Source organism: Azospirillum sp. FG154, from assembly GCF_057809575.1.
This window is the reverse complement of record NZ_JBMDKF010000022.1, coordinates 91,168-115,866: the sequence shown is the minus strand read 5'-3', so window position 1 is coordinate 115,866 and position 24,699 is coordinate 91,168. Positions and strand designations below refer to the sequence as shown.

Annotated in this window: 20 protein-coding genes; 8 read left to right on the top strand and 12 right to left on the bottom strand. The window is 66.6% G+C overall.

Annotated features, from left to right (window positions below; genetic code table 11):
* Both ACODS4_RS21600 and ACODS4_RS21595 read right to left on the bottom strand, forming a co-directional pair.
* Window positions 1–3,179, bottom strand: a 3,179-nt coding sequence (locus ACODS4_RS21600) for an NAD-glutamate dehydrogenase (RefSeq protein WP_488867397.1), incomplete at its 3' end; no start/stop codon positions are given.
* Window positions 3,180–3,338: 159 nt separating this feature from the next.
* The gene (locus tag ACODS4_RS21595; protein WP_488867395.1) at window positions 3,339–4,415 is read right to left on the bottom strand and encodes a transporter substrate-binding domain-containing protein; all 1,077 of its coding nucleotides are present in this window, start codon (window positions 4,413–4,415) and stop codon (window positions 3,339–3,341) included.
* Window positions 4,416–4,538: 123 nt separating this feature from the next.
* On the opposite strand from ACODS4_RS21595, the gene ACODS4_RS21590 reads away from it, so the two are divergent.
* Window positions 4,539–8,024, top strand: a complete 3,486-nt coding sequence (locus ACODS4_RS21590; protein ID WP_488867393.1) for an ATP-binding protein — start codon at window positions 4,539–4,541, stop codon at window positions 8,022–8,024.
* A gap of 203 nt (window positions 8,025–8,227) precedes the next feature.
* On the opposite strand, the gene ACODS4_RS21585 is transcribed toward ACODS4_RS21590, so the two are convergent.
* The gene (locus ACODS4_RS21585) at window positions 8,228–8,896 is read right to left on the bottom strand and encodes a DUF1826 domain-containing protein (RefSeq protein WP_488867390.1); all 669 of its coding nucleotides are present in this window, start codon (window positions 8,894–8,896) and stop codon (window positions 8,228–8,230) included.
* A gap of 187 nt (window positions 8,897–9,083) precedes the next feature.
* Between ACODS4_RS21585 and ACODS4_RS21580 the strand changes: the two genes are divergently transcribed.
* From ACODS4_RS21580 to ACODS4_RS21555, 6 genes are all read left to right on the top strand, one after another.
* Window positions 9,084–10,478 (top strand): ethanolamine ammonia-lyase subunit EutB, encoded by a 1,395-nt coding sequence (locus ACODS4_RS21580; protein WP_488867388.1) that lies wholly within the window; start codon window positions 9,084–9,086, stop codon window positions 10,476–10,478.
* On the top strand, window positions 10,475–11,284 hold the full coding sequence (eutC, locus tag ACODS4_RS21575) for an ethanolamine ammonia-lyase subunit EutC (protein ID WP_488867386.1): 810 nt from the start codon (window positions 10,475–10,477) through the stop codon (window positions 11,282–11,284). The genes ACODS4_RS21580 and eutC overlap by 4 nt, the downstream gene beginning before the upstream one ends.
* Window positions 11,285–11,320: 36 nt before the next feature.
* A complete protein-coding gene (eat, locus tag ACODS4_RS21570; RefSeq protein ID WP_488867384.1) occupies window positions 11,321–12,721 on the top strand; it encodes an ethanolamine permease in 1,401 nt (466 codons plus the stop codon).
* Window positions 12,722–13,088: 367 nt separating this feature from the next.
* The gene (gene qhpR / locus ACODS4_RS21565; protein ID WP_488867382.1) at window positions 13,089–14,099 is read left to right on the top strand and encodes an AraC-like transcriptional regulator QhpR; all 1,011 of its coding nucleotides are present in this window, start codon (window positions 13,089–13,091) and stop codon (window positions 14,097–14,099) included.
* 36 nt (window positions 14,100–14,135) lie between these two features.
* Window positions 14,136–14,447 (top strand): type II toxin-antitoxin system CcdA family antitoxin, encoded by a 312-nt coding sequence (locus ACODS4_RS21560; RefSeq protein WP_488867380.1) that lies wholly within the window; start codon window positions 14,136–14,138, stop codon window positions 14,445–14,447.
* Window positions 14,444–15,265, top strand: coding sequence for a hypothetical protein (locus ACODS4_RS21555; RefSeq protein ID WP_488867378.1), 822 nt, complete (start codon window positions 14,444–14,446; stop codon window positions 15,263–15,265). Before ACODS4_RS21560 ends, ACODS4_RS21555 begins: the two co-directional genes overlap by 4 nt.
* 89 nt (window positions 15,266–15,354) lie before the next feature.
* Here the strand turns inward: ACODS4_RS21555 and ACODS4_RS21550 are convergent, their stop codons facing one another.
* The gene (locus ACODS4_RS21550; RefSeq protein WP_488867376.1) at window positions 15,355–16,776 is read right to left on the bottom strand and encodes an aminotransferase-like domain-containing protein; all 1,422 of its coding nucleotides are present in this window, start codon (window positions 16,774–16,776) and stop codon (window positions 15,355–15,357) included.
* Between the two features lie 162 nt (window positions 16,777–16,938).
* Here ACODS4_RS21550 and ACODS4_RS21545 point away from each other — a divergent pair, with 162 nt between their 5' ends.
* On the top strand, window positions 16,939–17,649 hold the full coding sequence (locus tag ACODS4_RS21545; protein WP_488867374.1) for a response regulator: 711 nt from the start codon (window positions 16,939–16,941) through the stop codon (window positions 17,647–17,649).
* Here ACODS4_RS21545 and ACODS4_RS21540 read toward each other — a convergent pair.
* The 8 genes from ACODS4_RS21540 to msrB form a co-directional block, all read right to left on the bottom strand.
* On the bottom strand, window positions 17,631–18,203 hold the full coding sequence (locus tag ACODS4_RS21540; protein WP_488867372.1) for a GNAT family N-acetyltransferase: 573 nt from the start codon (window positions 18,201–18,203) through the stop codon (window positions 17,631–17,633). The two genes, ACODS4_RS21545 and ACODS4_RS21540, sit on opposite strands and share 19 nt — an antisense overlap.
* 8 nt (window positions 18,204–18,211) lie before the next feature.
* Window positions 18,212–19,066 carry an MlaA family lipoprotein gene (locus ACODS4_RS21535; RefSeq protein ID WP_488867370.1) on the bottom strand — a complete coding sequence of 285 codons (855 nt, stop codon included), beginning with the start codon at window positions 19,064–19,066 and terminating at the stop codon, window positions 18,212–18,214.
* The gene (locus ACODS4_RS21530) at window positions 19,063–19,902 is read right to left on the bottom strand and encodes a hypothetical protein (RefSeq protein WP_488867368.1); all 840 of its coding nucleotides are present in this window, start codon (window positions 19,900–19,902) and stop codon (window positions 19,063–19,065) included. Before ACODS4_RS21530 ends, ACODS4_RS21535 begins: the two co-directional genes overlap by 4 nt.
* Window positions 19,903–20,009: 107 nt before the next feature.
* Window positions 20,010–21,530, bottom strand: a complete 1,521-nt coding sequence (locus ACODS4_RS21525; protein WP_488867403.1) for an ATP-binding cassette domain-containing protein — start codon at window positions 21,528–21,530, stop codon at window positions 20,010–20,012.
* 2 nt (window positions 21,531–21,532) lie between these two features.
* On the bottom strand, window positions 21,533–22,654 hold the full coding sequence (locus ACODS4_RS21520; protein WP_488867366.1) for a hypothetical protein: 1,122 nt from the start codon (window positions 22,652–22,654) through the stop codon (window positions 21,533–21,535).
* A gap of 161 nt (window positions 22,655–22,815) precedes the next feature.
* Entirely contained in the window at window positions 22,816–23,454 is a 639-nt protein-coding gene (locus ACODS4_RS21515) for a hypothetical protein (RefSeq protein ID WP_488867364.1), read from the bottom strand.
* Window positions 23,451–24,014, bottom strand: a complete 564-nt coding sequence (locus ACODS4_RS21510) for a hypothetical protein (protein ID WP_488867362.1) — start codon at window positions 24,012–24,014, stop codon at window positions 23,451–23,453. Before ACODS4_RS21510 ends, ACODS4_RS21515 begins: the two co-directional genes overlap by 4 nt.
* A gap of 184 nt (window positions 24,015–24,198) precedes the next feature.
* Window positions 24,199–24,603, bottom strand: a complete 405-nt coding sequence (msrB, locus tag ACODS4_RS21505) for a peptide-methionine (R)-S-oxide reductase MsrB (protein WP_488867360.1) — start codon at window positions 24,601–24,603, stop codon at window positions 24,199–24,201.
* Window positions 24,604–24,699 lie beyond the last annotated feature (96 nt).

Sequence of the window (24,699 nt, the reverse complement as noted above, 5' to 3'; positions counted from 1 at the left end):
TCGGCCCAGGAGGAGCGGGGCAGGGCGAACAGCCGCGCGCGCTCCGCCCAGCTCGCCGCCGGGTTGGGATCGGGATCAAGGAAGATGTGGCGGTGGTCGAAGGCGGCCAACAGGCGGATGTGTTTGGACAGCAGCATGCCGTTGCCGAACACGTCGCCCGACATGTCGCCGACGCCGACCACGGTGAAATCGGTGGTCTGGATGTCCAGCCCGGTTTCGCGGAAATGCCGCTTGACCGATTCCCACGCGCCGCGCGCGGTGATGCCCATCACCTTGTGGTCGTAGCCGACCGACCCGCCGGACGCGAAGGCGTCGCCCAGCCAGAAGCCATGGTTGATGGACACGCCGTTGGCGATGTCGGAGAAGGTCGCCGTGCCCTTGTCGGCGGCGACCACCAGATAAGGATCGTCGCCGTCATGACGCACCACGTCGGTGGGCGGCATGACGGCGCCGTCGGCGGTCAGATTGTCGGTCAGATCGAGCAGGCCGCGCATCAGCAGCTTGTAGCATTCGACGCCTTCGGCCTGGAACGCCTCGCGCCCGACCGACGCGGGCGGCGGGCGTTTGAGGACGAAGCCGCCCTTGGAGCCGACCGGGACGATCACCGTGTTCTTGACCATCTGGGCCTTCATCAGCCCCAGAATCTCGGTGCGGAAATCCTCGCGCCGGTCGGACCAGCGGATGCCGCCGCGCGCCACCTTGCCGCCGCGCAGATGGACGCCCTCCATGCGCGGGGAATAGACGAAGACCTCGACCCAGGGGCGGGGCAGGGGCAGTTCGTCGATCTGGCCACTGTTGAATTTCAGCGACAGATAGGGCTTGGGCTGGCCGTTCGGCAGGGTTTGATAGGCGTTGGTGCGCAGCGTGGCGCGGACCAGCGTGACGAAGCGGCGCAGGATGCGGTCGTCGTCCAGATTGGTCACGGCGTCCAGCGCGTCGTCGATGGCCGCGAGGATCGGCGCCTCGTCGGCGCGGTTTTTCGGATCGAAACGGGCGGCGAAGAGCTGGGCGATCAGGCGCGCGGTGTCGGGATGGGCGGCCAGCGTCGCCTCCACCGTGTCTTGCGCGTAGGCGAAGCGGGCCTGTTTCAGGAACTTGGCGTAGGCGCGCAGCACCACCACCTCCCGCGCCGTCAGTCCGGCCCGCAGGATCAGGCGGTTGAACCCGTCATCCTCCATCCGACCATCCCAAACGGCGGCGAACGCCTCTTGGAAATGGCGCTTGGCGTCGGCGGCGTCGGTCGGCCAGCGGGTGGCGCTGCGCACCGCGAAATCCTGCACCCACACCGGCTGTTTGGCCCCCAGCGGCGTCACGGCGAACGGCTCTTCGGTGATGACCCGCAGATCCATATGTTCGAGCATCGGCAGCGTGTCGGACAGGGCGATGGGCCGACCCACATGGTGGATGGTGACGTGGAGTTCGTCCTCCTCCGCCTCCAACGGGCGACCAAGGTTGATCGAGAAGCCCGACCCGGCCAACGCCTGTTCGATCCGCCCGATGTCGAACACCGCCTGAGCGGCGCTGTGCGAATCGCGGTAGCCGACCGGGAAGGCGTCGGCGTAGCGCGCCGCGAGCGCCAAGCCGCGTTCCTCGCCATTCGCGTCGATCAAGGCGCCGCGCAGATGGTCGCTCCACCCGCGCGCGGTCTGGACCAGACGTTGTTCCAACGCGCCCAGATCCACAGCCGGAATTCCGCCGCCCCCGGCCTGGACGATCAGATGCAGGCGCGCCAACGAGCTGTCGCCCAACTGGGTGTAAAAGGCCGCGCAACGCCCGTTGTAGCTCTCTTCCAGGATCACTTGGATCTTGCGGCGCAAATCGGTGTCGAAACGGTCGCGCGGCACAAAGACCAAAGCGGACACGAAACGTTCAAACGGATCCTTGCGAACGAACAGCGCCAATCGCTGGCGCTCTTGCAAATGCAGAATGCCAAGCGCCGTGTCAAACAGCTCGTCGGGTTGGATCTGGAACAGCTCGTCGCGCGGGTAGGTTTCCAGAATGTTCAGCAACGCCTTGCCGTCGTGGCCCTGCGGGTCGAAACCGGCGCGCGCCGCCACGTCGGCGACCTTGCGGCGCAGGATCGGGATGTCGCGCGGACTGGCGTTGTAGGCCGAGGCGGTGAACAGACCGACCACCAGCCGTTCGCCGACGATCCGGCCCGCCGCGTCGAACCGTTTGATGAGCACGACGTCGAGCGCCACCCGACGGTGGACGGTGGAATCGCGGCTCGCCTTCGTCACCAGCAGCGGGCGCGGCTGGCTCAGGAACGCCCGCACCTCCGGCGACAGGTTGGCGGAATGGCGCAGACCGTCGAACACGCTCACATCGTCGTCGCGCAGAACGCCAAGGCCGCTTCCGGCGATCAACTCCAACCCTGGCTCGTCCCCTTCGGTGACGCGATAGTCGCGCGCGCCCAGATAGGTGAAGTTGTCGTCATCCATCCAAGCGAGAAAGGCCGTGGCCTCGTCCGCCTCGCCGTCCGGCAAGGCGGCGTGGGCGGCGGCGGTGAGAGCGACGGATTCGGCTATGCGGCCGCCAATGGTCCGCCAATCCTCCACAGCCGCGCGAACGTCGGCCAACACGGCCTCCAGCCCAACGCGAATGCTCTCCTGCGCCGCCGGATCGCCCACCGGGTTGAGCTGGACATGCATCAGCGATTCCGGGCGCGCCCCCATGGGAACGTCGGTTCCCGGCTCATACAGGCCCGTCACCTCGCCCGCCGCGTCACGCAGGATCGGCAACACCGGATGGATCACCAGATGGACGGTCAAGCCCTGCCGGTGCAGCTCCGCCGTCACCGAATCAACCAGGAACGGCATGTCGTCGTTGACGATTTCCACGATGGTGCGTTGCGCGTGCCAGCCCGCCTGTTCAACGCGCGGGGTGTAGACGCGGACGGTCGCGACGCCGGGCTGACGGCGCCGCGCGGCCTGCCACATGGCCAGCGCGGCCCCATACAACTGCTCGTCGGGCGTGTTCACCAGATCGTCGGGCGGGACGTTGGCGTAAAATTGCCGAACGAACCAATCGACGGTGGCGGCGCCGTCGCGGTCGATCCGGTCGCGCACAAGCCCCGTCACCCGCCCCAGCGCGTCGTCGATCCGCCGCCGCACGCTTCCCAGTTCCGGCAATCCCTGCTCCAACATCGGCTCTTCCATGACCACAGCGGTTCGCTTCATCGTCTGACGTCCAGCCCATTGCCTACGCGCGCCGCGCCCAATGTTGGACCGGCGGGGCGACTATCCGCCGAACGAATGAACAGGAATGCGGCCAGATATGAACAGGCCGTCAGCAACTGTGCACAGCTTTGAACAGATCGCGGGGAAGGGGCGCGCGTCTTATTGAAAAACCGGGGCGAACAGCAGGCCCCCTTGAGTCCAGGGTCGGTTCATCCCGCGCTCCAACCCAAAGGGGGACCGGGAGCCGAGGTTGCGTTCAAAAATCTCGCCGTAATTGCCGACCTGAACAATCGCCTGATAGGCCCAATCCGGTCGCAGGCCGATCTTGCGGGCGGCGTCGGGCAAACCGTCGAGCAGACGTTGCACCTCGCTGTTGCCGGTGATGCGGAGGAAACCGGCGTTTTCCCCGGTGACTCCCGCGTCGTCGGCCAGAAACAGCGCGAACATCGTCCAACGGATCGCCGTCAACCACTGCCGGTCCCGGTTGGACGCCACCGGCGCAATCGGCTCCCGCGACGGCGCCGGGGCGGTGGTGATGAGCAAGCCGTCCCGGCTTCCCTCCAACCCGCGCAGCGCGGTGGTCAGGATCGCCCGGTCGATGGACAACGCGTTGCATTCCCGCCCGATGAAGGCCTGCAAGGCGTCGGGCCAGGTCGGGAACAGCCGCAACGTCCACAGGGGCTTTTCCCCCCGCGCCAGATACGCTTCCAGCGCGGCCTGAGAGGTGGTGGACATCGGGACGCAGATCGTCGCCTCGCCGCTGTCCAACGGCGACTGTCCATCCGGGCGACGCCACGCGGCGACGCCCTGTTCATCATGGAAGACCGGCGGACCGAAATCGACCGGATAGCCCGCGTCCCGCGTCAACGTCCACGAGGTTTGAGCGAAGGACACGTCAACATCGCCCGCCGCGATGGCGGCGAACTCCTGCGGTTTGGACAGGCGGCGGATCTCCACCGCGTCGGCCTTGCCCAGAACGGCGGCGGCGAGCGCCCGACACAGATCGACCATGAAGCCAGTCGGACGGCCAGCCTTGTCGTTGGCGGCGAAACCGGGGTTGTAGGACACGCCGCAGCGCAGCGCCCCGCGCCGCTCAATCTCCGCGACGACGCCGCCATCCTCGCTTCCCAGCGCCGGGAGTTGGCCCGACAGGTCGGCGGCGTTTCCTGCCCCGGCCCAGGCCGTCCACAACCCGCCCGCCAAAGCCAACACGGTCGTCACGCGGCGCCAATCCATGATCTGCCCGTTCTCCACGCCCCAATGTCCCAAAGCCCATGACGCGACCCGCAAGACCGCTATGATACGCTGACGCCGCGCGCGGGGCAAAGCCGCGCCGGACGAATTGCGGGCGGGAACAGAATGAGCGACGGCGCCGGAACGAGCGACCAGGATGGCGGGCAAAGCGGCGGGCAAGCGCGCGGCGGGCTGTTCCGCATCGGCGTCGGCGCCCGGCTGTTCGGCGCGTTGGCCTTCAACGGCTTGGTCGCGCTGTTGATCGGGCTTGGCGCCTATGTCGCCTTCGATGGTCTCCACGCGGGCATCACGCGGGTGACGTCGGAACGCTTTCCCGCCGTCGTCGCCGCCGCAAGACTGGAGCGCCAGCACCAGCGGATCATGCGCAGCCTGGAGCAGTTGGCCCTGTCCAACGACAATGCCGGGCGCGAGACCATCAATCAGGGGCTGTCGGACCAGTTGGCGGGTTATGATCGCCTGTTGGCGGAGTTGGACGTCGGCGACAGCCGCCCGGCCCAGCGCATCGCCAGCCTGAAGCAGCAGCGCGACGAAATCCTGCGCCTGCGCGAAGCCATCGACCGGGGAGTCAGCGCCCGCATCGCCGCGCGGCGCGGGCTGGCCGACCGTGACCGCGACGTGCGGCAACTGGCCGACCGCTTGGCCGACCCGGCCTTGTTGGCCCAGCCGGACGCCGCCGTGCAACGCTGGTTGGCGATGGCGGAACGGCTGTTGTTCCTCGCCGCGTCGGTCCACCAGACGGAAAACAGCTTTGGCTTGGACCGCCTGAAGGACGGCGCGTCGGCGCAACTGGCCGCCCTGTCCGACCGCGCCAACCTCCCCGCCGCGACGCTGGAACGGGCTGACCGGCTGATCGCGGGCATGCGCGCGGTGGTGGAGGGCGAACGGTCGGTTTTTCGCCAGCGCCAAACCGAATTGCAGGCGTCGGAAACCCTGACCGGCCTGATCGACCGGGCCAATCAGGTCTCGCTGGTCAACACCGGCCTGAACACCGGCATCTTTGTCGAGCAGACCCGCGCGGCGGAAGACAGCCGCCAGCAGATCATCGAGGTGTCCACCACCTACACCCGCCTGTTTTTCGCTTCGGTCGGGGTGGTGGCGCTGGGCATGATCCTGTCCTTCGTCTATGTCCGGCGCAAGGTGCTGGCCCGGCTGTGGGCGGTCAGCGAGGCGATCCGCGACCGCACGGCGGGCGGCAGCGCTGAAATCCCGGCCAGCGGGGCCGACGAAATCGGCGAGCTGGCCCGCGCCCTGCGCTTTTACATCCACGAAACCGGCGTGAAGAGCGAGGCGCTGCGCCGCAACGAGCAATGGCTGCGCACGGTGCTGGAGGCCGCGCCGGTGCCGCTGGTGATCTCGGGCCGGGACGACGGGCAAATCCGCTTCGTCAACCGCCGCGCCGCCGATCTGTTCGGCGTGCGCGAGGCCAGCGCCCTGTTGGGCCGCCCCGCGTCCAGCGTCTGGTCGGCCCCGGAGGTGCGCGAGGCCTTCGTCCGCCAGGTCATCCAGACCGGCCACGCCCTGGACGTGGAGGCTGAGCTGGTGACGGAATCGGGCTGGACCATCTGGGGCCTGCTGTCCGGCATCGCCTTTGAGTTCCAGGGCGAAGAGGTGCTGCTGAGTTCGGTGGTGGACATCACCCGCCGCCGCGAGGCCGAAGAGATGCTGCGGCGGACCCAAGCCTTCCTCGACGCCGTGATCGACAATGTGCCGAGCGTGCTCTACGTGCTGGACGGCGACAGCGGGCAGGTCGTGCTGTGGAACCGCGCGGCGGAGGAGGCGTTCGGGGCCAGCCGCTCCACCATCCAAAACCACCCGTTGGTCGAGACGCTGGGCGAGGAGACGGGCCGCGCCTTGGCGGGCGGGGAGGCCGGGGCCTTGCGCTCGCTTGGCATCGAAGAGCTGGTGTTGACGCGCGACGGCGAGACGGCGGTGTTCGCCCTGCAACGCCACCCCTTTGAATGGTCGGGCGACGGGCGTTGCCACATCATCTGCATCGCCAACGACATCACCGCCTCGCGCCGGGCGCGGGAGGAGTTGCGTCAGGCCAAGGAGCGGGCGGAGCGCGCCGACGCCGCCAAAACCGAATTTCTCGCCACCGTCAGCCACGAGATGCGGACTCCGCTGAACGGCATCCTCGGCCTGTGCCGCCTGCTGCTGACCGGGCGGTTGGATCCGGGGGAGCGGCGTTACGCCGTGTCGATCATGCGCTGCGGCCATGGCCTGCTCGATCAGGTCAACGACATCCTGGATCTGCGCAAGATCGAAGACGGCAAGCTGGACCTTGACCCCGCCCCCTGCGCCATCCTGCCGGTGCTGGAGGAGGTGGTGGCGACGGTCGAAAGTCTGGCCAACGAAAAGGGCATCGCGCTGGATCTCGACATCGCGCCGGACGTGCCGGAACTGGTGGAGCTGGACCGCCAGCGGCTGCGGCAAATCCTGGTCAATCTGGTCGGCAACGCCATCAAATTCACCGAACGCGGCGGCGTCGATCTGCGGGTCGGGCTGGACCGCGAGCCGGATGGCGGCGAAACCCTGGTGATGAGCGTGCGCGACACCGGCATCGGCATTCCCGCCGACCGCCGCGCCGCCATCTTTGAAAAGCTGGAGCAGGCCGACGCCACCATCGCCCGGCGCTTTGGCGGCAGCGGGCTGGGGCTGGCCATCGTCCGCCATCTGCTGGACGCCATGCAGGGCCGGGTGACGGTGGACAGCGTGGTCGGGCTGGGCAGCCTGTTCACCGTCACCATCCCGCTGGTCCGGGTGGAGGCGCCGACCCTGCCGACCGCGCCGGGACGGCTGTTGCCGATCCACATGGTGCGCTCGCTGGCCTTGCTGCTGGTGGAGGACGACGCGATCAACCGCGAGGTGGCGATGGGCCTGCTGTCGGACGCGGGCCACCGCATCACCGTCGCCGAAACCGGGGAAAAGGCGTTGGATTTGGCGGCGCGGCGGCGGTTCGACGCCATTTTGCTGGACATCCGCCTGCCCGACATCGACGGGCCGGAGGTCGCCCGCCGCATCCGCGCCTTGCCCGACGAGGCGCACGCGATGGCCCCGATCATCGCGGTGACGGCGAACGTCTTCGCCGCCGACCGCGCCCGCTATCTGGCCGCCGGGATCGACGCGGTGATCGAAAAGCCGATCTTCCCGGAACGGCTGACGCATCTGCTGTCCAACATCGTCGGGCGGCGAACGGGGGCCGACGATCCGCCGCCGGACCCGCCGCCGCGCCCCGCCGCCCCGGCGGACGCGATGGTCAACGCGGAGATCCTGGACCGCTACGTCCAATCCCTTGGCCCGGCCCGCTTCGCCACCATCCGGGGCCTGCTGCTGGACGCGGCGGCGGAAGGCTTGCCGCGCCTGACCGCCCCCGACACCGCCGACGCCGATCTGGAGGACGTCGCCCACCGTCTGGCCGGGGCGGCCAGCCATTTCGGCCTGTCCGGCTTCGTCGGCGTGATGCGCGCCATCGAGGACGGCGTCCGCGAAGGCCGCCGCGCCGAAGCCCAGGCGCTGGCCGCCACCGCCGAAGACGGCTTCGCCCAAGCCCTGGCCGCCATGGACGCCCGCTGCGCCGCGATGGCGGGGTAGGGGCCTTTGGCGATCATCGCCCTCTCCCGTCCCGGGAGAGGGAGGGGACCCACGACGTGGGGAGGGTGAGGGGTTCCCCGAAAGGCCAGAACCGCGAGGTTTCTTGGATCACCCCTCACCCTTCCCTCTCCCAAAGGGAGAGGGCAATGTTGGCGCATGCTGTTCCTTTGCGCCGTCGCCGACCGCGATCCAGGCGCGCGCGGTCAGTGCTCCTCATGGTCCAGGCACAGGACCAGCCGGGACACGCCCGGACGGGCTGGCGGCGAGCGGTGGATCAGGCCGCGCCCCCGGTTGCCGGGCCAGGATTCGCCCTTCAGCAGGCCGACGTCCCCGGCGCTCATCCGTCGCAGCCGCCGGGCGTCGGCCAGAACGGCGGTGTTGTTCCCGCTTCCCAAACCGTCGCGCCGCGCCGCCTCGTCCGGCGCCCATTGGGTTCCCGGCCCGCGATAGGTGCAGAGCAGCCGGACCCCGACGTAATCGACGTGCAGGAATTTGCAGCCATTGCCGGTCACGCGCTCCAACCGCAGCGTCACCGACGGGCAGCCGACCAGATCGGCGTAGAGCCGCGTCAGCGCCGCGACGTCGGCCAGCAGCGGCCCGACCGCCGCCGCGTCGGTCGTCACCGTATCGGGCGTGGTGGTCAGGCGCAGATTGGCCCACCCCTCGCCCGGCCAACCGTCCAGCGCCTCGGCCAGCGCCCCGGCCAATCCGGCGGGCAGGCCGCGCCGCCACAGGGCCATGGTCACGCCGGGATCCCGGATCGCCGCCAACCCCTGGGCGTCGTCGCACACGGCAAGATAGGGGCGCGCGGATTCCCGGTTCCCGGCGGGGGCGGTCGCGCCGTTGGCCGGAGCGGCGAGGGGGGAGAGCATACGGAAACCTCAAAGCGGATGAATCACTCAAAAGTAATGATATAACATATCAAAAAAGGCAAGACCGACGCGGCGCGCTTCCCGCCAAACTTTGTGTTCCCCCAAAAACTTTGTGTTCCAATGTCAACCGGCCCCGCCGCCCCCCGTGCCATGCTGACCGCAGGATGGGACAGGGAGGGCGCCGACGATGGCGGTTTACTCGCGGGATTTGGGACGGCAGCGGCATCGGTTCGACGATTTGAAGACGGTGATGGCCTGCGCCTCGCCGCGCCGGTCGGGGGACGAGTTGGCGGGAATCGCCGCCGACAGCGACGAGCGGCGGGTCGCGGCGCGGATGGTGCTGGCCGATCTGCCCTTGAAAGCCTTCCTCAACGAGACCCTCATTCCCTATGAAACCGACGAGGTGACTCGGCTGATCGTGGACCGCCACGATGACGTCGCCTTCCGCCCGGTCGCCCACATGACGGTCGGGCAGTTCCGCGACTGGCTGCTGTCCTATCAGGCCGACACGGCGACGCTGAGCGCGCTCGGCCCCGGCTTGACGCCGGAGATGGTGGCGGCGGTGTCCAAGCTGATGCGCAACATTGATCTGGTCGGCGTCGCCGCGAAATGTTCGGTCGTCACCCGTTTCCGCACCACGGTCGGGCTGCCGGGGCGCTTGTCCAGCCGCTTGCAGCCCAACCACCCGACCGACGACCCCGCCGGAATCGCCGCCTCGACGCTCGACGGGCTGCTCTATGGGGTGGGCGACGCGGTGATTGGCGTCAACCCGGCGACCGACAACGTCCCGGCCTGCATTACGCTGTTGGAGATGCTGGATTCGGTGCGCACGCGCTTTGACATTCCGGTGCAGTCCTGCGTTCTCGCCCACGTCACCACCTCGATCCAAGCGATTGAGCGCGGGGCGCCGCTTGATCTGGTGTTCCAATCCATCGCCGGAACCGAAAAGGCCAACCGGGGGTTCGGCGTCAGCCTGTCGCTGTTGGCCGAGGCGCAGGACGCCGCCAAGTCGCTGAAGCGCGGGACCATCGGCGACAACGTCATGTATTTTGAAACAGGGCAGGGGGCGGCCCTGTCGGCGGACGCCCATTTCGGCGTCGATCAACAGACGGTGGAAACCCGCGCCTACGCCGTCGCCCGCGCCTTCGACCCGTTTCTGGTCAACACCGTGGTCGGCTTCATCGGGCCGGAATATCTCTACGACGCCAAGCAAATCACGCGGGCCGGTCTGGAAGACCATTTCTGCGCCAAGCTGATGGGCGTGCCGATGGGCTGCGACGTTTGTTACACCAACCACGCCGAAGCCGATCAGGACGACATGGATGTTCTGATGACCATGCTGGCGACGGCGGGCGTCAACTTTATCATCGCGGTGCCGGGCGCCGACGACGTGATGCTGAATTACCAAAGCCTGTCCTATCACGACGTGCTGGGCCTGCGTCACCTGCTGAAACGCCCGCCCGCGCCGGAGTTCGAGGCGTGGTTGGACAAGGCCGGTTGGCTGGACGAGCAGCGCCGCCTGCCGCCCTGGCCCGATCACAGCCTGGTGGTTCAAGCCCTGTTGGGGAGCGCGGCGGCATGAGCGACGAACAGCCGAAAGATTCCGGGCCAAAGGATCCCTGGGCGCGCTTCCGCGCCGCCACCCGCGCCCGCATCGGCTTGGGTCGGGCGGGCGACGGCATGCCGACGACGGCCTTGTTGGAGTTCCAACTCGCCCACGCCCGCGCCCGCGACGCCGTCCACAGCGCGGCGGATTTCGACCGGCTGGCCGAGGATCTGGCGCCGTTGCAAACTCTGCGCGTCCACAGCGCCGCGCCCGACCGTTTGACCTATCTGCGCCGCCCCGATCTGGGCCGCCAACTGGACGCCGCCAGCGTGGAGCGGCTAGCGTCGCATCCGGCGGCGGGCGGCGATTGGGACCTTTTGTTCGTCATCGCCGACGGGTTGTCGGCGGCGGCGGTCCAGGTCAACGCCGCGCCGCTGGTCCACGCCTGCCAGGAACGGCTGTTCGGCTGGCGGATCGGCCCGGTGGTGCTGGCCGAACAGGCGCGGGTGGCGCTGGGCGACGGGGTGGCGGCGGCGCTGGGCGCGCGGCTGCTGGTTCTGCTGGTCGGCGAGCGGCCCGGCCTGTCGGCGGCGGAATCGCTGGGGGCCTATCTGACCTGGGAGGCCAAGCCGGGCCGCGCCGATTCCGAGCGCAATTGCATTTCCAACATTCACGCCGACGGCCTGCCCATCGGGGCGGCGGCGGACAAGCTGTGCTGGCTCGCCAACGAGGCGGCGCGGTTGAAGCTGACGGGGGTCCGTTTGAAGGAGGATGCCCCGTCTTTGCCCGGCCCGGACAACGACAGCAAAAAACAGACGCCGGGCCTGATCGAAAACGCATGAGCAACCGCCTTTTGAACAGGGGCAGGAGGGACTTTCATGTCTGGGAACACGAAGCCTGAATTGAGCAAAAGCCTGACCGGCCTTCATCTGTGGGGCATCGCGGTCGGTCTGGTGATCTCTGGCGAATATTTCGGCTGGAGCTATGGCTGGGCGGCGGCGGGGACGCTGGGCTTCCTCGTCACCACGATCCTGATCGCGGCGATGTACACCACCTTCATCTTCAGCTTCACAGAACTGACCACCGCCATCCCGCACGCCGGGGGGCCGTTCGCCTACAGCTACCGCGCCTTCGGGCCGACCGGCGGGTTCGTCGCTGGTTTTGCGACGTTGATCGAGTTCGTCTTCGCCCCGCCCGCCATCGCGCTGGCCATCGGCGCCTATTTGAACGTGCAGTATCCGGCGCTGGACCCGAAGATCGCGGCGCTTGGCGCCTACGTCATCTTCATGGCGCTGAACATCGCGGGCGTGTCCATCGCCGCGACGTTTGAACTGTTCGTCACCGTGCTGGCGATCATCGAATTGCTGGTGTTCATGGGCGTGGTGACGCCGGGCTTCACCTGGGCGAACTTCACCGCGAACGGCTGGTCGGGGGAAAACACGTTCACCATCAGCAGCGTCGGCGGCATTCTGGCCGCGATCCCCTTCGCCATCTGGTTCTTCCTGGCGATCGAGGGCGCGGCGATGGCGGCGGAAGAGACCAAGGACCCCAGCCGCACCGTGCCGCGCGCCTATATTTGCGGCATCCTGACCCTGGTGTTCCTGGCCTTCGGCACCATGATCTTCGCGGGCGGCGTCGGCGACTGGAAGGCGCTGTCGAACATCAACGACCCGCTGCCCCAGGCGATGAAGGCGGTGGTCGGTGAATCGAGCGGTTGGCTGCACATGCTGGTGTGGATCGGCCTGTTCGGTCTGGTCGCGTCCTTCCACGGCATCATCATGGGCTATTCGCGCCAGATCTTCGCCCTGTCGCGCGCCGGTTTCCTGCCGCCGATCTTCGCCACCGTCCACCCGACCCGGAAGACCCCGCATTGGGCCATTCTGGCCGGCGGCGTGGTCGGCATCGCCGCCGTCTTCTCCGACGAATGGATCCAGATCGGCGGGATGCCGCTGACCGCCAACATCGTCACCATGTCGGTGTTCGGCGCCATCGTCATGTACATCATGAGCATGGCGGCGCTGTTCAAGCTGCGCGCCAGCGAGCCGAATCTGGCGCGTCCGTTCCGCGCGCCCTTCTATCCGGTGTTCCCGGCCATCTCGCTGGCCCTGGCGATGTTGGCGCTCGGCACGATGATTTACTTCAACTTCTTGGTCTTTGGCCTGTTCGTCGGGTTGTTCGCGCTGGGCTATCTGTTCTACCGCTTCACCGCCGATCTGCGGAACGACGGCGACCCGCTGTTGAACGTCGCCTTGGCCGAAGCGCGGTCGATGACCGACTGAGCGTCTCTCTCCCTTTGCCCCCTCCCTAACCCTCCCCCGCCTTTGGCGGGAGAGGGAACTCCGCCGAACGCCGACAAGGCTCAAGCCTCCCTCTCCCGCTGACAAGCGGGGAAGGGGCGGGGGGGGCAAGCGGGGCCGAACCAACGCAACGCCGATCCGAAAAGGCCGCCGTCCTCCCCCGACGGCGGCCTTTTTCGTTTCTATGCGAATTGTCAGACTATCGTGCAATGGAGAGTCCGCGCAAATTTTGTCACTCTGACCACCGGGTTCGGCACGGCGTTTGCTGCGTTGCGACAAATCGGCTTTGGAAGGGTCTGTCATGACGGCGCACGGATCGAATTCTAGGCAGATCGCCGCAGGCCGCCCAATGGATGGGCAAGCAAACCGGCGCAACATCCTGGCCGCCGCCGCGTCCGGGGTCGCCGCCTTCATCGCCCAGCAGGGCGGCCAGCCCGACCATGTGTTCCACCGCGTCGGGGTGGAGGAAAAGGCGCTGGGCCAACCAACCTCGGCGCTCGACCTCGCCGCCTATGTGGCGATGATGGAGGTGGCGGCGGGGGAGACCGGCAACGACAATTTCGGCCTGCTGTTCGGTCGCCAGTTCCAGCCCGACATGCTGGGGCTGATCGGGCGCATCGCCCTGTCGGCGCCGACGCTGGGCGCGTCGCTGGAGCATCTGGCCCGCCTCTTTCCCTTTCACCAGCAGGCGACCGAAACCCGCTTCGTCCGCGACAACGGGTTGCTACGGTTGGAATACCGCATCCTGGACGGTCGCATCGTCGAGCGACGGCAGGACGCCGAACTGACCATGGGCATGTTCGCCAACGTCGTCCGCGCCGCCCTCGGCTCGTCCTGGATGCCGGAGGAGGTGCATTTCGAGCATCCCAAGCCGGAACATTGGCGCCAGCACGAATCCCTGTTCGACGCCCCCGCCCATTTCGGCCAGCGCACCAACGCCCTGGTGCTGCGCGACCGCGATCTTGACCGGCGGATGCCCGGCGGCGACATGGCGCGGCTGACCGCGCTGTGCGGCACGCTGGTGGACATCGCGCGCGACACCGGCGAACCGGCTCTGCTCGACCGGGTGACGGCGGAAATCCGCGCGCGCCTGCCCGAAGGCTATCCCTATGTCGAGGACATCGCCGACCGGCTGGGCGTGGCGCGCTGGACCCTGCAACGCCGACTGGCCGACGAGGGTTTGAGCTTTTCCGATCTGGTGGAGCGAGTGCGGCGCGATCTGGCGGCGGTCTACATCCGGCAACGCCATGTCCCCATCGCCGACATTGGCGCGTTGCTGGGCTATTCCGAAGTCAGCGCCTTCAGCCGCGCGTTCCGCCGCTGGTTCGGCGTGTCGCCGCTGCGGATGCGGGCGCAGTAGGTCGGGAAGAGCGACGGTCATCGCTTGATCTTGGTCATGACTATGGGCATTCTCTATGCGCATGAGCATGGAAAAGTAGGATGCCGCGACACGCGGCTGTCCTTTGACGCCTCCGCGCCGAAGCGGGCGATCAACGTCAGCCTCAACAGCGATCTGTTGGAGCAGGCCAAAGCCCTTGGCGTCAATGTCTCGCGGGCCTGTGAGCGCGGTTTGGCGGCGCAGATCGCCGAATTGCGCGAAAAGCGCTGGTTGGACGAAAATCGCGCGGCCCTTGCGTCGTCGAACGCCTATGTCGAGGCGCATGGCCTTCCTTTGGCGAAGCCAGCGGCCATAATAGGTCTTAAATGATTGATGTAAAATCTATTATTTTACGCATAAATTCTCTACTGAACGAGGATACAGCCCAGAGCGTCACTTATGCTGCTCTTGAATCTCGCCTTGCCCTGGAGAAGGTCTGTTATGATCGACTTCGGCAACGACACGCCTACATTTCACACGCACAACTGCGAAAATGGCAACCTGGTGCCGTCGTCAAGACACTCATGGCAGAGGTGGATCCATTCGTCACTGAGACGGTAACTTTGTACATTGGCAAGAATCCTGACGTCCGACCGGAAAGTGATGAATTTGCCGAGATCGGAACAGAAATTGGATTTAATCCCAAATACGTAGCGGATATGTGGAACGCACTTGCCAACTTGGCGCTGCATGTCTCTCTTCCAAAGCATCAGGACGACCACATACCAGAGTATGGCAACAAAGAAAAAATACGCGAAAAAGTGAAAGAGGTTGTTGCTGAACTTGAGCGCCTATCCAAGGGAACAATGACATGGTCGGGCGTTGGTCCTGAAGTGTCATTTATATGCTCATGCGGTGAAAAAAATCGCCGTCGCGTTAAACTTCTCTGCAATGGACAGCATCTTCGGTGCATTAACCCCAATTGCAAGGAAACGTGGAAAGCAACTAAAGAGGATGATGGTTTTTATGTTGAGTCCGTGACAGTCATGGTTAACTGTGAAAAATACCAAACATCTTTACATATTCCTCGGCAAATACTTCTCGATATGAATTATGAACAACACTGCTCGGTTATTTGCCACTCCTGCCAACACAAGAACCACGTTCGTTGGCTCCTGAAACACGTACGGCCCATGGATGAAAAGTGATTCTGTGAATTGAGGCAACCTTCTGTCGGAGGACACCATCATCATCGCTGCGTTGGACCGGCTGATCGGCGCCTGACCCGCCGCCCAGTTCACACGATGGACAGCATCGCCGACACCGGGGCTTCCAGGGAATCGGCGATGGCGCGCAGGCCGCGCGCGGCTTCGTCGCGGGATCCCGGCATGCACAGGCCGACGCGGACGGCGTGGGGGGCGCTGGTGCGGCCCACGGCGAAGGCGTCGGCACCGGTGACGACCACGCCGCGCCGCCGGGTTTCGGCGATGAAATCCTCGCGCCGCCAGGGTTCGGGCAGGACCAGCCAGATGTGTTGCGCCGACGGGTGGCCATAGACGGTTTCCGTCGGCAGGATGGAGCGGGCCAGACGTTGGCGGGCCAGATCCTCGGCGCGCTGGGCCTCGACGATGCGGTCGGCGATGCCCTCCTGAATCCAGCGGCTGGCGACCTCGGCGGTCAGAGTGGGGGCGGAATATTGCAAGGCGCGGATCGCCGCCTCGACGCGGGAGCGCAGATCCGGCGGGGCGACGACGTAGCCGACGCGCAGGCCCGCCGACACGCTTTTCGACAGGCTGGTGACGTAAAGCGTGATGTCCGGGGCGATGGCCTGGATCGGCGTCGCGTCCGGCGCCATGAAGCCGAACACGTCGTCTTCGATGATGATGACGCCGTAGCGCCGCGCAATCTCAGCGATTTCGATCCGGCGGGCCTGCGGCATCACCACGGCGGTCGGGTTGTGCATGGTCGGCACGAGATAGAGCGCTTTCGGCCCCAGGCGGCGGCAAGCGCTGTCAAAGGCGTCGGGGACAAGGCCATGCTCGTCGATGGCGACGCCCTCCAGGTGATAGCCCTGGTTGGCGGCCAGCGTCTTGGCCCCGATGTTGGTCAGGCGTTCCGTCACCACGATGTCGCCGGGCCGCGCGACGGCGCACAGCGCCACCGCCATGGCGTTTTGCGCCCCGGTGGCGAGCAGCACGGCGTCCGCCGTGGTTTGCACCCGGTGTTGCCGCTCCAGCCACGCCGCCCCGGCCTCGCGGTGGGCGGGCAAACCGGCGTGCGGGGCGTAGCCGAGAAAGGCGGCGGTCTGGCCGGACGCGCCGATGGCGCCAAGCGTGTTGGCCAAGGCCTGAACCGCCAGCCCGTGTTCGGGACGAAGCGTCGTCATGTTGACGGTGGAGCCGCCGCCACCGCCCATCACCACGCCGCCCGGCAACGGCGCGCTGGGCGTGAAAGGCGGCGGAACCAGAGTGGCGCGCGGGCTTTGCACGAAGGTGCCGCGCCCAACCTCGCCGCCGATCAGGCCGCGCTTTTCCGCCTCCGCGTAGGCGCGCGTCACCGTGCCGACGGTGACGCCCAGCCGAAAGGCGAGGTCGCGGTGGGTCGGCAGGCGCGCGCCAATCGGCAACGCCTCGCGGGCGATGTCGTCGGCCAGCGCGTCGGCGATGACGCGGTACAGCGGGCCGGTGCGTCCGGCGAGATCGGGCGTCCAATTTGTCATGGAGACAATGATGGCATTGTCCCCGGCCTTTGACAAGCGCTGCCACATTGTCATCATGTTCGACAGCGCGCAAGGCGGACAATCCGCAGGGTGACGGGCGGGCGGCAAGCGGATAGTTTGGCGTCAAGGCCTTTTGCGCAGCCGATTTTTCCGTGGGGGACGATGCACACCATCGCCGTTGTTGACGACGACCCCATCACCCGCGAAACCCTGAAGTCTTACCTGGAAGGCGAAGGCTATCGGGTGATGCTGGCGCGGGATGGCGACCAGTTGTCGGCCCTGCTGGCGCGCGGGCGGATCGACCTGCTGCTGCTGGACATCCGGCTGCCCGGCAAGGATGGGCTGATGGTGACGCGCGAGCTGCGGGCGACCTCCAACATCGGGATCATCCTCATCACCGGTCGGTCGGACCGGATGGACCGCATCATCGGGCTGGAGCTGGGCGCCGACGACTACATCACCAAGCCGTTCGAGCCGCGCGAGATCCTGGCCCGCACCCGCAGCCTGCTGCGCCGGGTGGCCCGCCCCGGCCAATCGCCGACCGCCCAACCGCCAAGCGGGCGGATCAAGCGCTTTGAGGGGTGGGAACTGCACCTCGACAAACGCCGCCTGCGCGATCCGGGGGGCGAGGATGTCCGCCTGACCTCGGCGGAGTTCGATTTGCTGGCCGCCCTGGTCGAAAACCAGGGGCGCGTGCTGACCCGCGACGATCTGCTGGATCTGACCATGCGCGGCGACAATGTGCCGTATGACCGCTCCATCGACCGGCTGGTCCGCCGCCTGCGCCGGGTGATCGAAGCCGATCCGGCGGAACCAACGCGGATCGTCACCGTCCACGGCATGGGCTACCTGTTTCAGGCGGTGGTGGAGTAGGGCGCTCGTTTCCACGCCGCGCGATCCAGTCGGTGCAGGACATGGCGTTTCAACGGGTGCTGGTCGGGAACCCGTGGATGATCGAAATCATCCCGTTCGTCGCGCGTCATGCCCAGCCGCTCCATGACCCGGCGGGAACGCTGGTTGGCGGGAACGGTCAAGGCGACGATCTGCGCCAAGCCAAGGCGCGTGAAACCATCGCGCAGGGCCAGCCGGGCGGCTTCGGTCGCGTAGCCATGCCCCCAATGGGCGGAGCCAAGCCGCCAACCGATTTCGACCGCTGGCGTGAAAGGCGCCAAGTAGGTCACATGGACCAAGCCGACGAAACCGATGAAGGGGCTGACGCCAGGAATCTCGACCGCCCAAAAGCCGAACCCATGATCGGCGTGGTGCTGGCGGATGCGCGCGGCCAGCGCGTCGCACGCCTGCCGATCCGGCAGCGGCAACAGATGCTCCATCACAGCCGCGTCGGCGGACAGCGCGGCGAAGGCGTCGAGGTCGTCGTCGCGCCAGGGCCGCAGCCGCAGGCGCGCGCTTTCCAGAACCATCGACATGGAACCGCTCACCCCACCTTGCGCGGCGGCGGCGGATCGCCGCGCAGCGCGGCGCAGCGGGCGCGGCGTTGGGCGAGGTAACGGTCGCGCGTCGTGGCGTAATCGGTGAAGCCGATGGCCTTGGCCTGCGGGTCGATCTGGCGGGTGGCGACGACGTCGGCGACGATCTCCACCGTTTCGGCGATGGCGATGGTTTGCAGGCTGGCCCCGGTGCCGAACAGGCTGCCCGCCGCGATCCACAGCACGGCGTTGGTCAGCACGACGTCGGCCACCGCGTCGCGCACCGTCCGGGGGCCGACGAAGGGCAGGACCACATAACCGCCCTCGCCAACCCCGGCCCTGCACAGGCTCAGGCCCGCGTCGGTGTGGGCCGGGCGATACCCCCAATAGGTCGCCGTGTCGTAATAGCCAAGCACGCCGATGGTGCTGTTGATGCTGAACCGTTCCACCGACCGCCAACTGTTGCCAAAATCACCGACGGCCAACGCGGTGATGGCGGTCACGGGTTCATTGACCAGATTGGCGACCACGTTGGTCAGGCTGCCGCCGCCGCTGGCCGTCGCGGCGGGTTTGGCCGCCGCCTGCGGTCCCTGCCACCAGGCGGACAGTTGGTCGATCTTGCCGTATATCGCCTTGTTCATCGAAAACATGTAATGGCTGTAGACGTCGAGCACGCCGCCCGCCGCCGGATCCTTGACCGCCGGCTTTTTCCCCAGCGGCGGCGCCGCGAACGGGGCGTCCATCGTCGGCGCCAGCGGGGAGGCGGGCGTCAAGGCGGCGGGTTGCGCCGCCACCGGCCCGGACAGGGCCGCCGCCGTCAAAAGCGCGGCGACGGCAAGGCCGGGGTGGCGGCGCCCGCTCATGAACGGGCCAGGGCGGCGGCGATGCGGTCGCCCAACTTGGTGATGGCCGCGTCGGCGGCGATGCGCGCGCGCGCCTCCTTCACCCAAGGTTCGACCAGAGCCGCCGCGTCGCCGCTCATCGAGGCCAATTCGTTGACGGCGCCGGACAAATCGTTGTTTCCCAGCCGCTCCTTGACCCGGTCGGCGAGGACCGAGGCGCGCTCCACCGGCGGGAAGACGCCCGCCGGTTCCGCGCCCGGCGTCGGACGGCCCAACAGCGAATTCATCCAGGCGATGGGAATCACCTTGTAATCCCGGCGGGTCAATTCATCGGCCAACTCGTTGAACTCGGTCCGAAGCTGGGAGCCAACCAGGATGCCCGCCGCCGCCTGTTTGTCGAGCGCCTCCAGGACCGGAGCCAAAGGGCCAAGATCGGGGTTGGACGCGCGGACCAGGGCCAATTCGACGTCAAACGGGCCGGGACGGCGCAGCGCCGATTGCAGTTGGACCAAAGCGACCAAACCAACCCGCGACTCGGCGGCGGCCTGCGCCGTTTTGGCGGCGGCGGAATCCTGCTGAGCCTTGGCGAGGTTGGCGTTGACCTCGGCCAACTTGCGTTCGAGATCGGCGACCGACTGGTTCAGGCGTCCGATGTCCACATCCTGGCGCGCCGTGGTCGCGGCGTCGGGGGTGCGCAGGCGCAACAGCTTGAACAGCGGCGGCGACCAGAAGGACGACGTCACGGCGACGACCAGCGCCACCGCCGCCATCGTCGTGCCGCCGCCGACGACGCGGCGCCCCCCGGTCTGTTGGGCGACGCCCGCCTGCGTCAAAGACGGATTGTCATCACCGGACATGCATCACCTCCCAAAACCGTTCATTCTAACTACAGCCGATGAGCAGTTGCGGCAAGATCGTATGCGGCGTCGCATACCAACGCCGCCCCGCTCAAAAGGCCGCAGGCTCAAAAGGTAAGGGTCAGCACCGACACCACGGCGTGAACCATCAGCGTGACGGTCACGCCCGCGATGATCGACTGCGCGATGGCCGTGTTGATGGCGATGACCGAATCCTTGGGCCGCATGCCGATGGCGATGGCGATGGCGCTGGCCAGCAGACCGCTCAAGGCGACCTTCAACAGCACCCAACCCATCTTGGGCGACGGCGTCAGCCCGTTGAGCAGCAGCTTGCGGAAAAAATGGTCCTGCCACAGCTCGCGGTGTTGTTGAGGAAACAGCAGGTGCCAGGTTTCCATCGACCCCCAGCTCGCCACCGCCAACGACACCACCAGCAGCAGGCCGGACCCGACCACCATGTTCAGGACAATGGCGGTGAAGATGTAACCGCGCGCCGGGATTTGCAGATTGTCCATCGCCTTGAACTGCGACGACAACACCCGGTTGCCGACGTCGGCGGCGATGATGGCGTTGTTGCGGGCGACGAACAGGATGCTGCTGATGAGCGGCACGGCGACGGTGGCCTGAACCAACCCAACGCCGACCAGCGTCTCGTCATGCAGCACCGATTTCAGGAAGCCGCCGAACGAGTTGTAATTGAAGCCGAACCACATGGACACAAAGCCCATGATGAGCGCCCCCATCCCCATATAGATCAACATCAAGGGGGACGCGCACAGCACCCAGAAATATTCGGCCAGATAGCGCAGGAACCAATGCAAACGCGAGCGTCGGCCGATGGAGCCGGGCCAGGGGTTGCTTGCGGGCGGCCCGGCGCCAAACGTCTCTTCGACGCCGGTCTTGACCAATTCGGCTTCGACCAGATCGGCGTCGGGCGGCACCTCGATCAAGCGGCGTCCACGCGTGTCGAGCAGCAGCACCCGGTCGGCGATGGGCAGCAGATCTTTGACATGGTGGGCGACGATCAGCGCTGGTTTGCCCATCACCTGACACAGGCCGCGAATAAGCTCGCCCAAGCGCCGGGCCGACACGACGTCAAGACCGGAGTTCGGCTCGTCGAACAGCAGAACCGGGCGGTCGGCCAGCACGGTGCGGGCGATGGCCAACCGTTGGCGCTGTCCGCCGCTGCACGCGGCGATCCGCTTGTCCGGCCCGACGTCGGCCAACAGGGCGGTGGCGTCGCCCATCAGCGACGGATGCGTGCTGGTGGCGTGATCGGCGGCGATGCGCAGATTTTCGATGGCCGACAGATCGTCGAACAGCGCGTGATCCTGGAACACGATGCCGCCGATGTCGCTGCGCTCGCGGCTGAGGTCGATGGTCCGGTCGCCATGCCGCAGCGTGCCGGTGACGGTCCAACCGCCCTCGCCAACCTCCAGCAGGCCGCCCAGCAGCTTGACGATGGTCGATTTGCCGCCGCCGCTGGGGCCGACCAGCAACACGACCTCGTGCGCGCGCATCACAAGGTTGGTTTCGTTCAGCACACGCCCGCCGCCGGGCCGGGAAATCGTCAGATTTTCGATGACGATGTCAGCCCCGGCAGGGGCGGCGAGGGGGGAAATGGGCATCGTCACGGCGTGGCGCTCCGCACCAGAATCTTGGGCACGCTGGAATCGACGCTCAACATCGCGTCGCGCTGCTGGGGAGTCATCAGGATCACCACAGGGCCGGGATGGCCGCCAACCAACCCGTTGAACGTGTAGGCGGCCACCGCGTTCAAATCGCCGCCCTCGCGCGTGCCGAACAGGATGCGGGGCGCCATCAAGGACAGATCGCTGGCCGCCGGTCCCATCGGGGTGAGATAGGCGGTCATGCGCGGGTCGGTGGCCAGCCGCAGCAAGGTTTCCTCGATGCGGTGGTCGGCGGCCAACGCGTCGATGGCGTTGCCCGCGAACAATTGCAGAAAGGCCTTGGTCTGCCGCGTTTCGATCACCTGCGCGACGCCGCGCTCCAGAACCCCTTGGTCGCGCATGTCGCGCAGGGCGGCCTCCACCGCCTGCTCGACCGGCGCCATGTTCCAGGGGCGGGCGTTGAAGACGCTGAACACGGTGCCGACGTTCGCCTGCACGATGTCCCACAGCAACCCATCGAGTCGGCGCAGCAGCAGCGGGCGAACCTCGCGCGTCGCGACGTCGCGCAGAATGGGTTCAGCCCCGCGCAGCATCTCGTCATAGGCCGCGCGGGTGGAGGGCTGCTTCCACGCGGTTTCGATGGCGTTCCGCGCGGCGTCCTGCAACAGCGGCCGGTAATCGCTGGTGAATTCCGGCGAATGCAAAATGGCGTCGGCGGATTGGCGCAGCGACAGGGCCAGCGCGGTGACTCCGGCGCGCAGACGCGCCCGCTCCTCATCGGTCGCCAGCAGCCACAAGGCCCGCAAATCGGCGGAAAACAACACGCCTTCGCTGGCCATGGCCAACAATGGTTCGTAAGGGTCATAGAGGGTCACGCGGATCCGACCGTCCGATCCTTGAGTCGCGTAGCCCGACCGAATGGTTGAGCGGTCGGGCCGCAGCGTCAGCACCGGAAAGACGCCGTTCAGCGGCGGCAAGGTTTCCGGCGCCACCGGAACGAAGGACAGGTTGGGCGGCGCCCCGCGCAACGGCAGGGCCGCCATCCCGGCGGCGACGAACAGCGCCAGCAAACACGCGCTGGCGAGGGCTGGCAACACCCCCGAACGACCGACATCATCCATAGCTTGCCAACCCCATTGCCCGGCCACACCTCTCGCGCCGTGCAGGGAAGCATTTTAAATCACGGGGAAACAACAGAAATAAACAGCGCCGCCGCCAACGGCGAGCGTGTCATCAGGCTGTCATGACCGACTTGCCCGAACGCCGCAACCGTGATGCGCGCCTATGACCGAAGCGCCGTTGTTTTGTTGTGCGACGGCTTGGCGTTTCCCTTCGCGGCCCCGTCGCCATCGGAATTTCCCTTGCCCGGTTTGCGAAAGGTGCTGAGTTCGGCGATGCGGTTGACCGACAGCCCGCTGAGACGGCATCCGGCGACCTCGACCACCTCGAACCCCGCCCGCCGCTGAAAACGGGAGGTGACGCGGTCGCGGGCGTCACGTTCGCCATCGGCCACCAGCAAATAGCGGCGAACGCCGCTCCATCCCCGTTGGCCGCGCGATTCGACGCTGTTGGACGGCGAACAACGAACCGCGACCTCCCAAAACCGACCGGGCCGGGGTTCCTGCCGGTCGAAGACAAAATAGCGGTCGAGCGGGGCGTCTTTTTTCTTCTCAAACTCGATCAAGGTGGCCTGAAGGTCGACTTCCGCCTTTTGCACCCGCTTTTCCATCTCGGCGAAATGGTGGGCGAGCTGCGCGTAATCAGAAGCGACGTCCGCGACCTCCCGCGTCACATCCTCCACCTTGTCCTTCAGCTTGGAATTGGCGACTTTCGTCAGAACGAGCTGACGGCGCCAGTAACGATTGGACAGAACGGTCAGAACCATCAAGCCCAGCGCGAAATACAGCATCATCCCGGTCATGCGTCGCCGTTCTCCGCCGTGGGGTCGGGGGCCAAGGCCAAAGGAACGACGGGCGACGTCACCACGCCGTTGCGTTGGCCAAAGGCCATGCGCAACGTCCCATGCGCCTGGTCCGTGGAGTTGGCCAGGATGTGAACGACGTTGCGGTATTCCCAGATCTGACGCGAAAACACGATGTCCTTGCGGTCCAGTTCGGCGAACTCCGCGCCAACCGCCAGTTGCGCCCAATAGACGTCGGGGTCGCCGTCGGCGTCGCCAATCTCATGGACCAGTTCAATCTTGGAATATTCCAGCGCCTTCAATTCGCTTTGCGTCTTGTGGCGGCGCCCGTTGAATTCGGTCAAACGGGCCTGAAGCGTCGTCAGATCGACACGCTTGCGCTCGGTCTTCTGCCGCCACTCGGCCAAGGCGGCCCGTTTTTTGTCGTAGGTCCGCTGCGACATCGCTTCCCGCGCCTTTTCGGCGCTGACCCGACCGACGTCGATGACGATGGACAGGCCAAGCGCGGCGGCGCTGGTTATCAGCAGCAGCATCCCCAGAAACTCGGCGGAAACCACCATTCGTCCACCCAATCGCCGCAACGACACGCCACGTCACACTCTGCGACACCGCGTCACATCCGAACGATTGTACCACCGAGTCCGCGTGTCCGGGTTGTAATTTTTCAGGGATAATTTAAATCAACTTTGCAACAAATGGCGGCGCGACCGCAACGCGGCGGCGCGCCGCCGCCGCGCTTCACGCTCAGCCGCCCGCCTCGTCGCGGGGGGCGAAGGTCAACGCCACGCCGTTCATGCAATAGCGTTTTCCGGTCGGCTGCGGCCCATCGTCAAAACGGTGGCCCAGATGCCCGTCGCAGCGGGCGCAATGCACCTCGGTGCGCGGATAGGCCAGCTTGTAATCGGTCGATGTCGCGACCGCGCCGGGAAGCGCCTCCCAAAAGCTGGGCCAGCCTGAACCGCTGTCGTATTTGGCGGCGCTGCTGTAAAGCGGTTGGCCACAGCCCGCGCACTGATACAGACCCGCGCGTTTTTCGTGGTTCAGCGGGCTGGAACCGGGATGTTCGGTGCCATGCTCGCGCAGAACGCGGAATTGAGAGGGGGAAAGGTCGCGTTTCCAATCATCCTTGGTCTTGTCGCCGCCGCCCATGCCGATGATCTCCTTAGCTTTGGGTCGCTTCTGGGTCCATTGCGGATCCGTTCATCGGATATTGGCCGGGAACGCGCTCTTCCCAAGCCCCGCAGC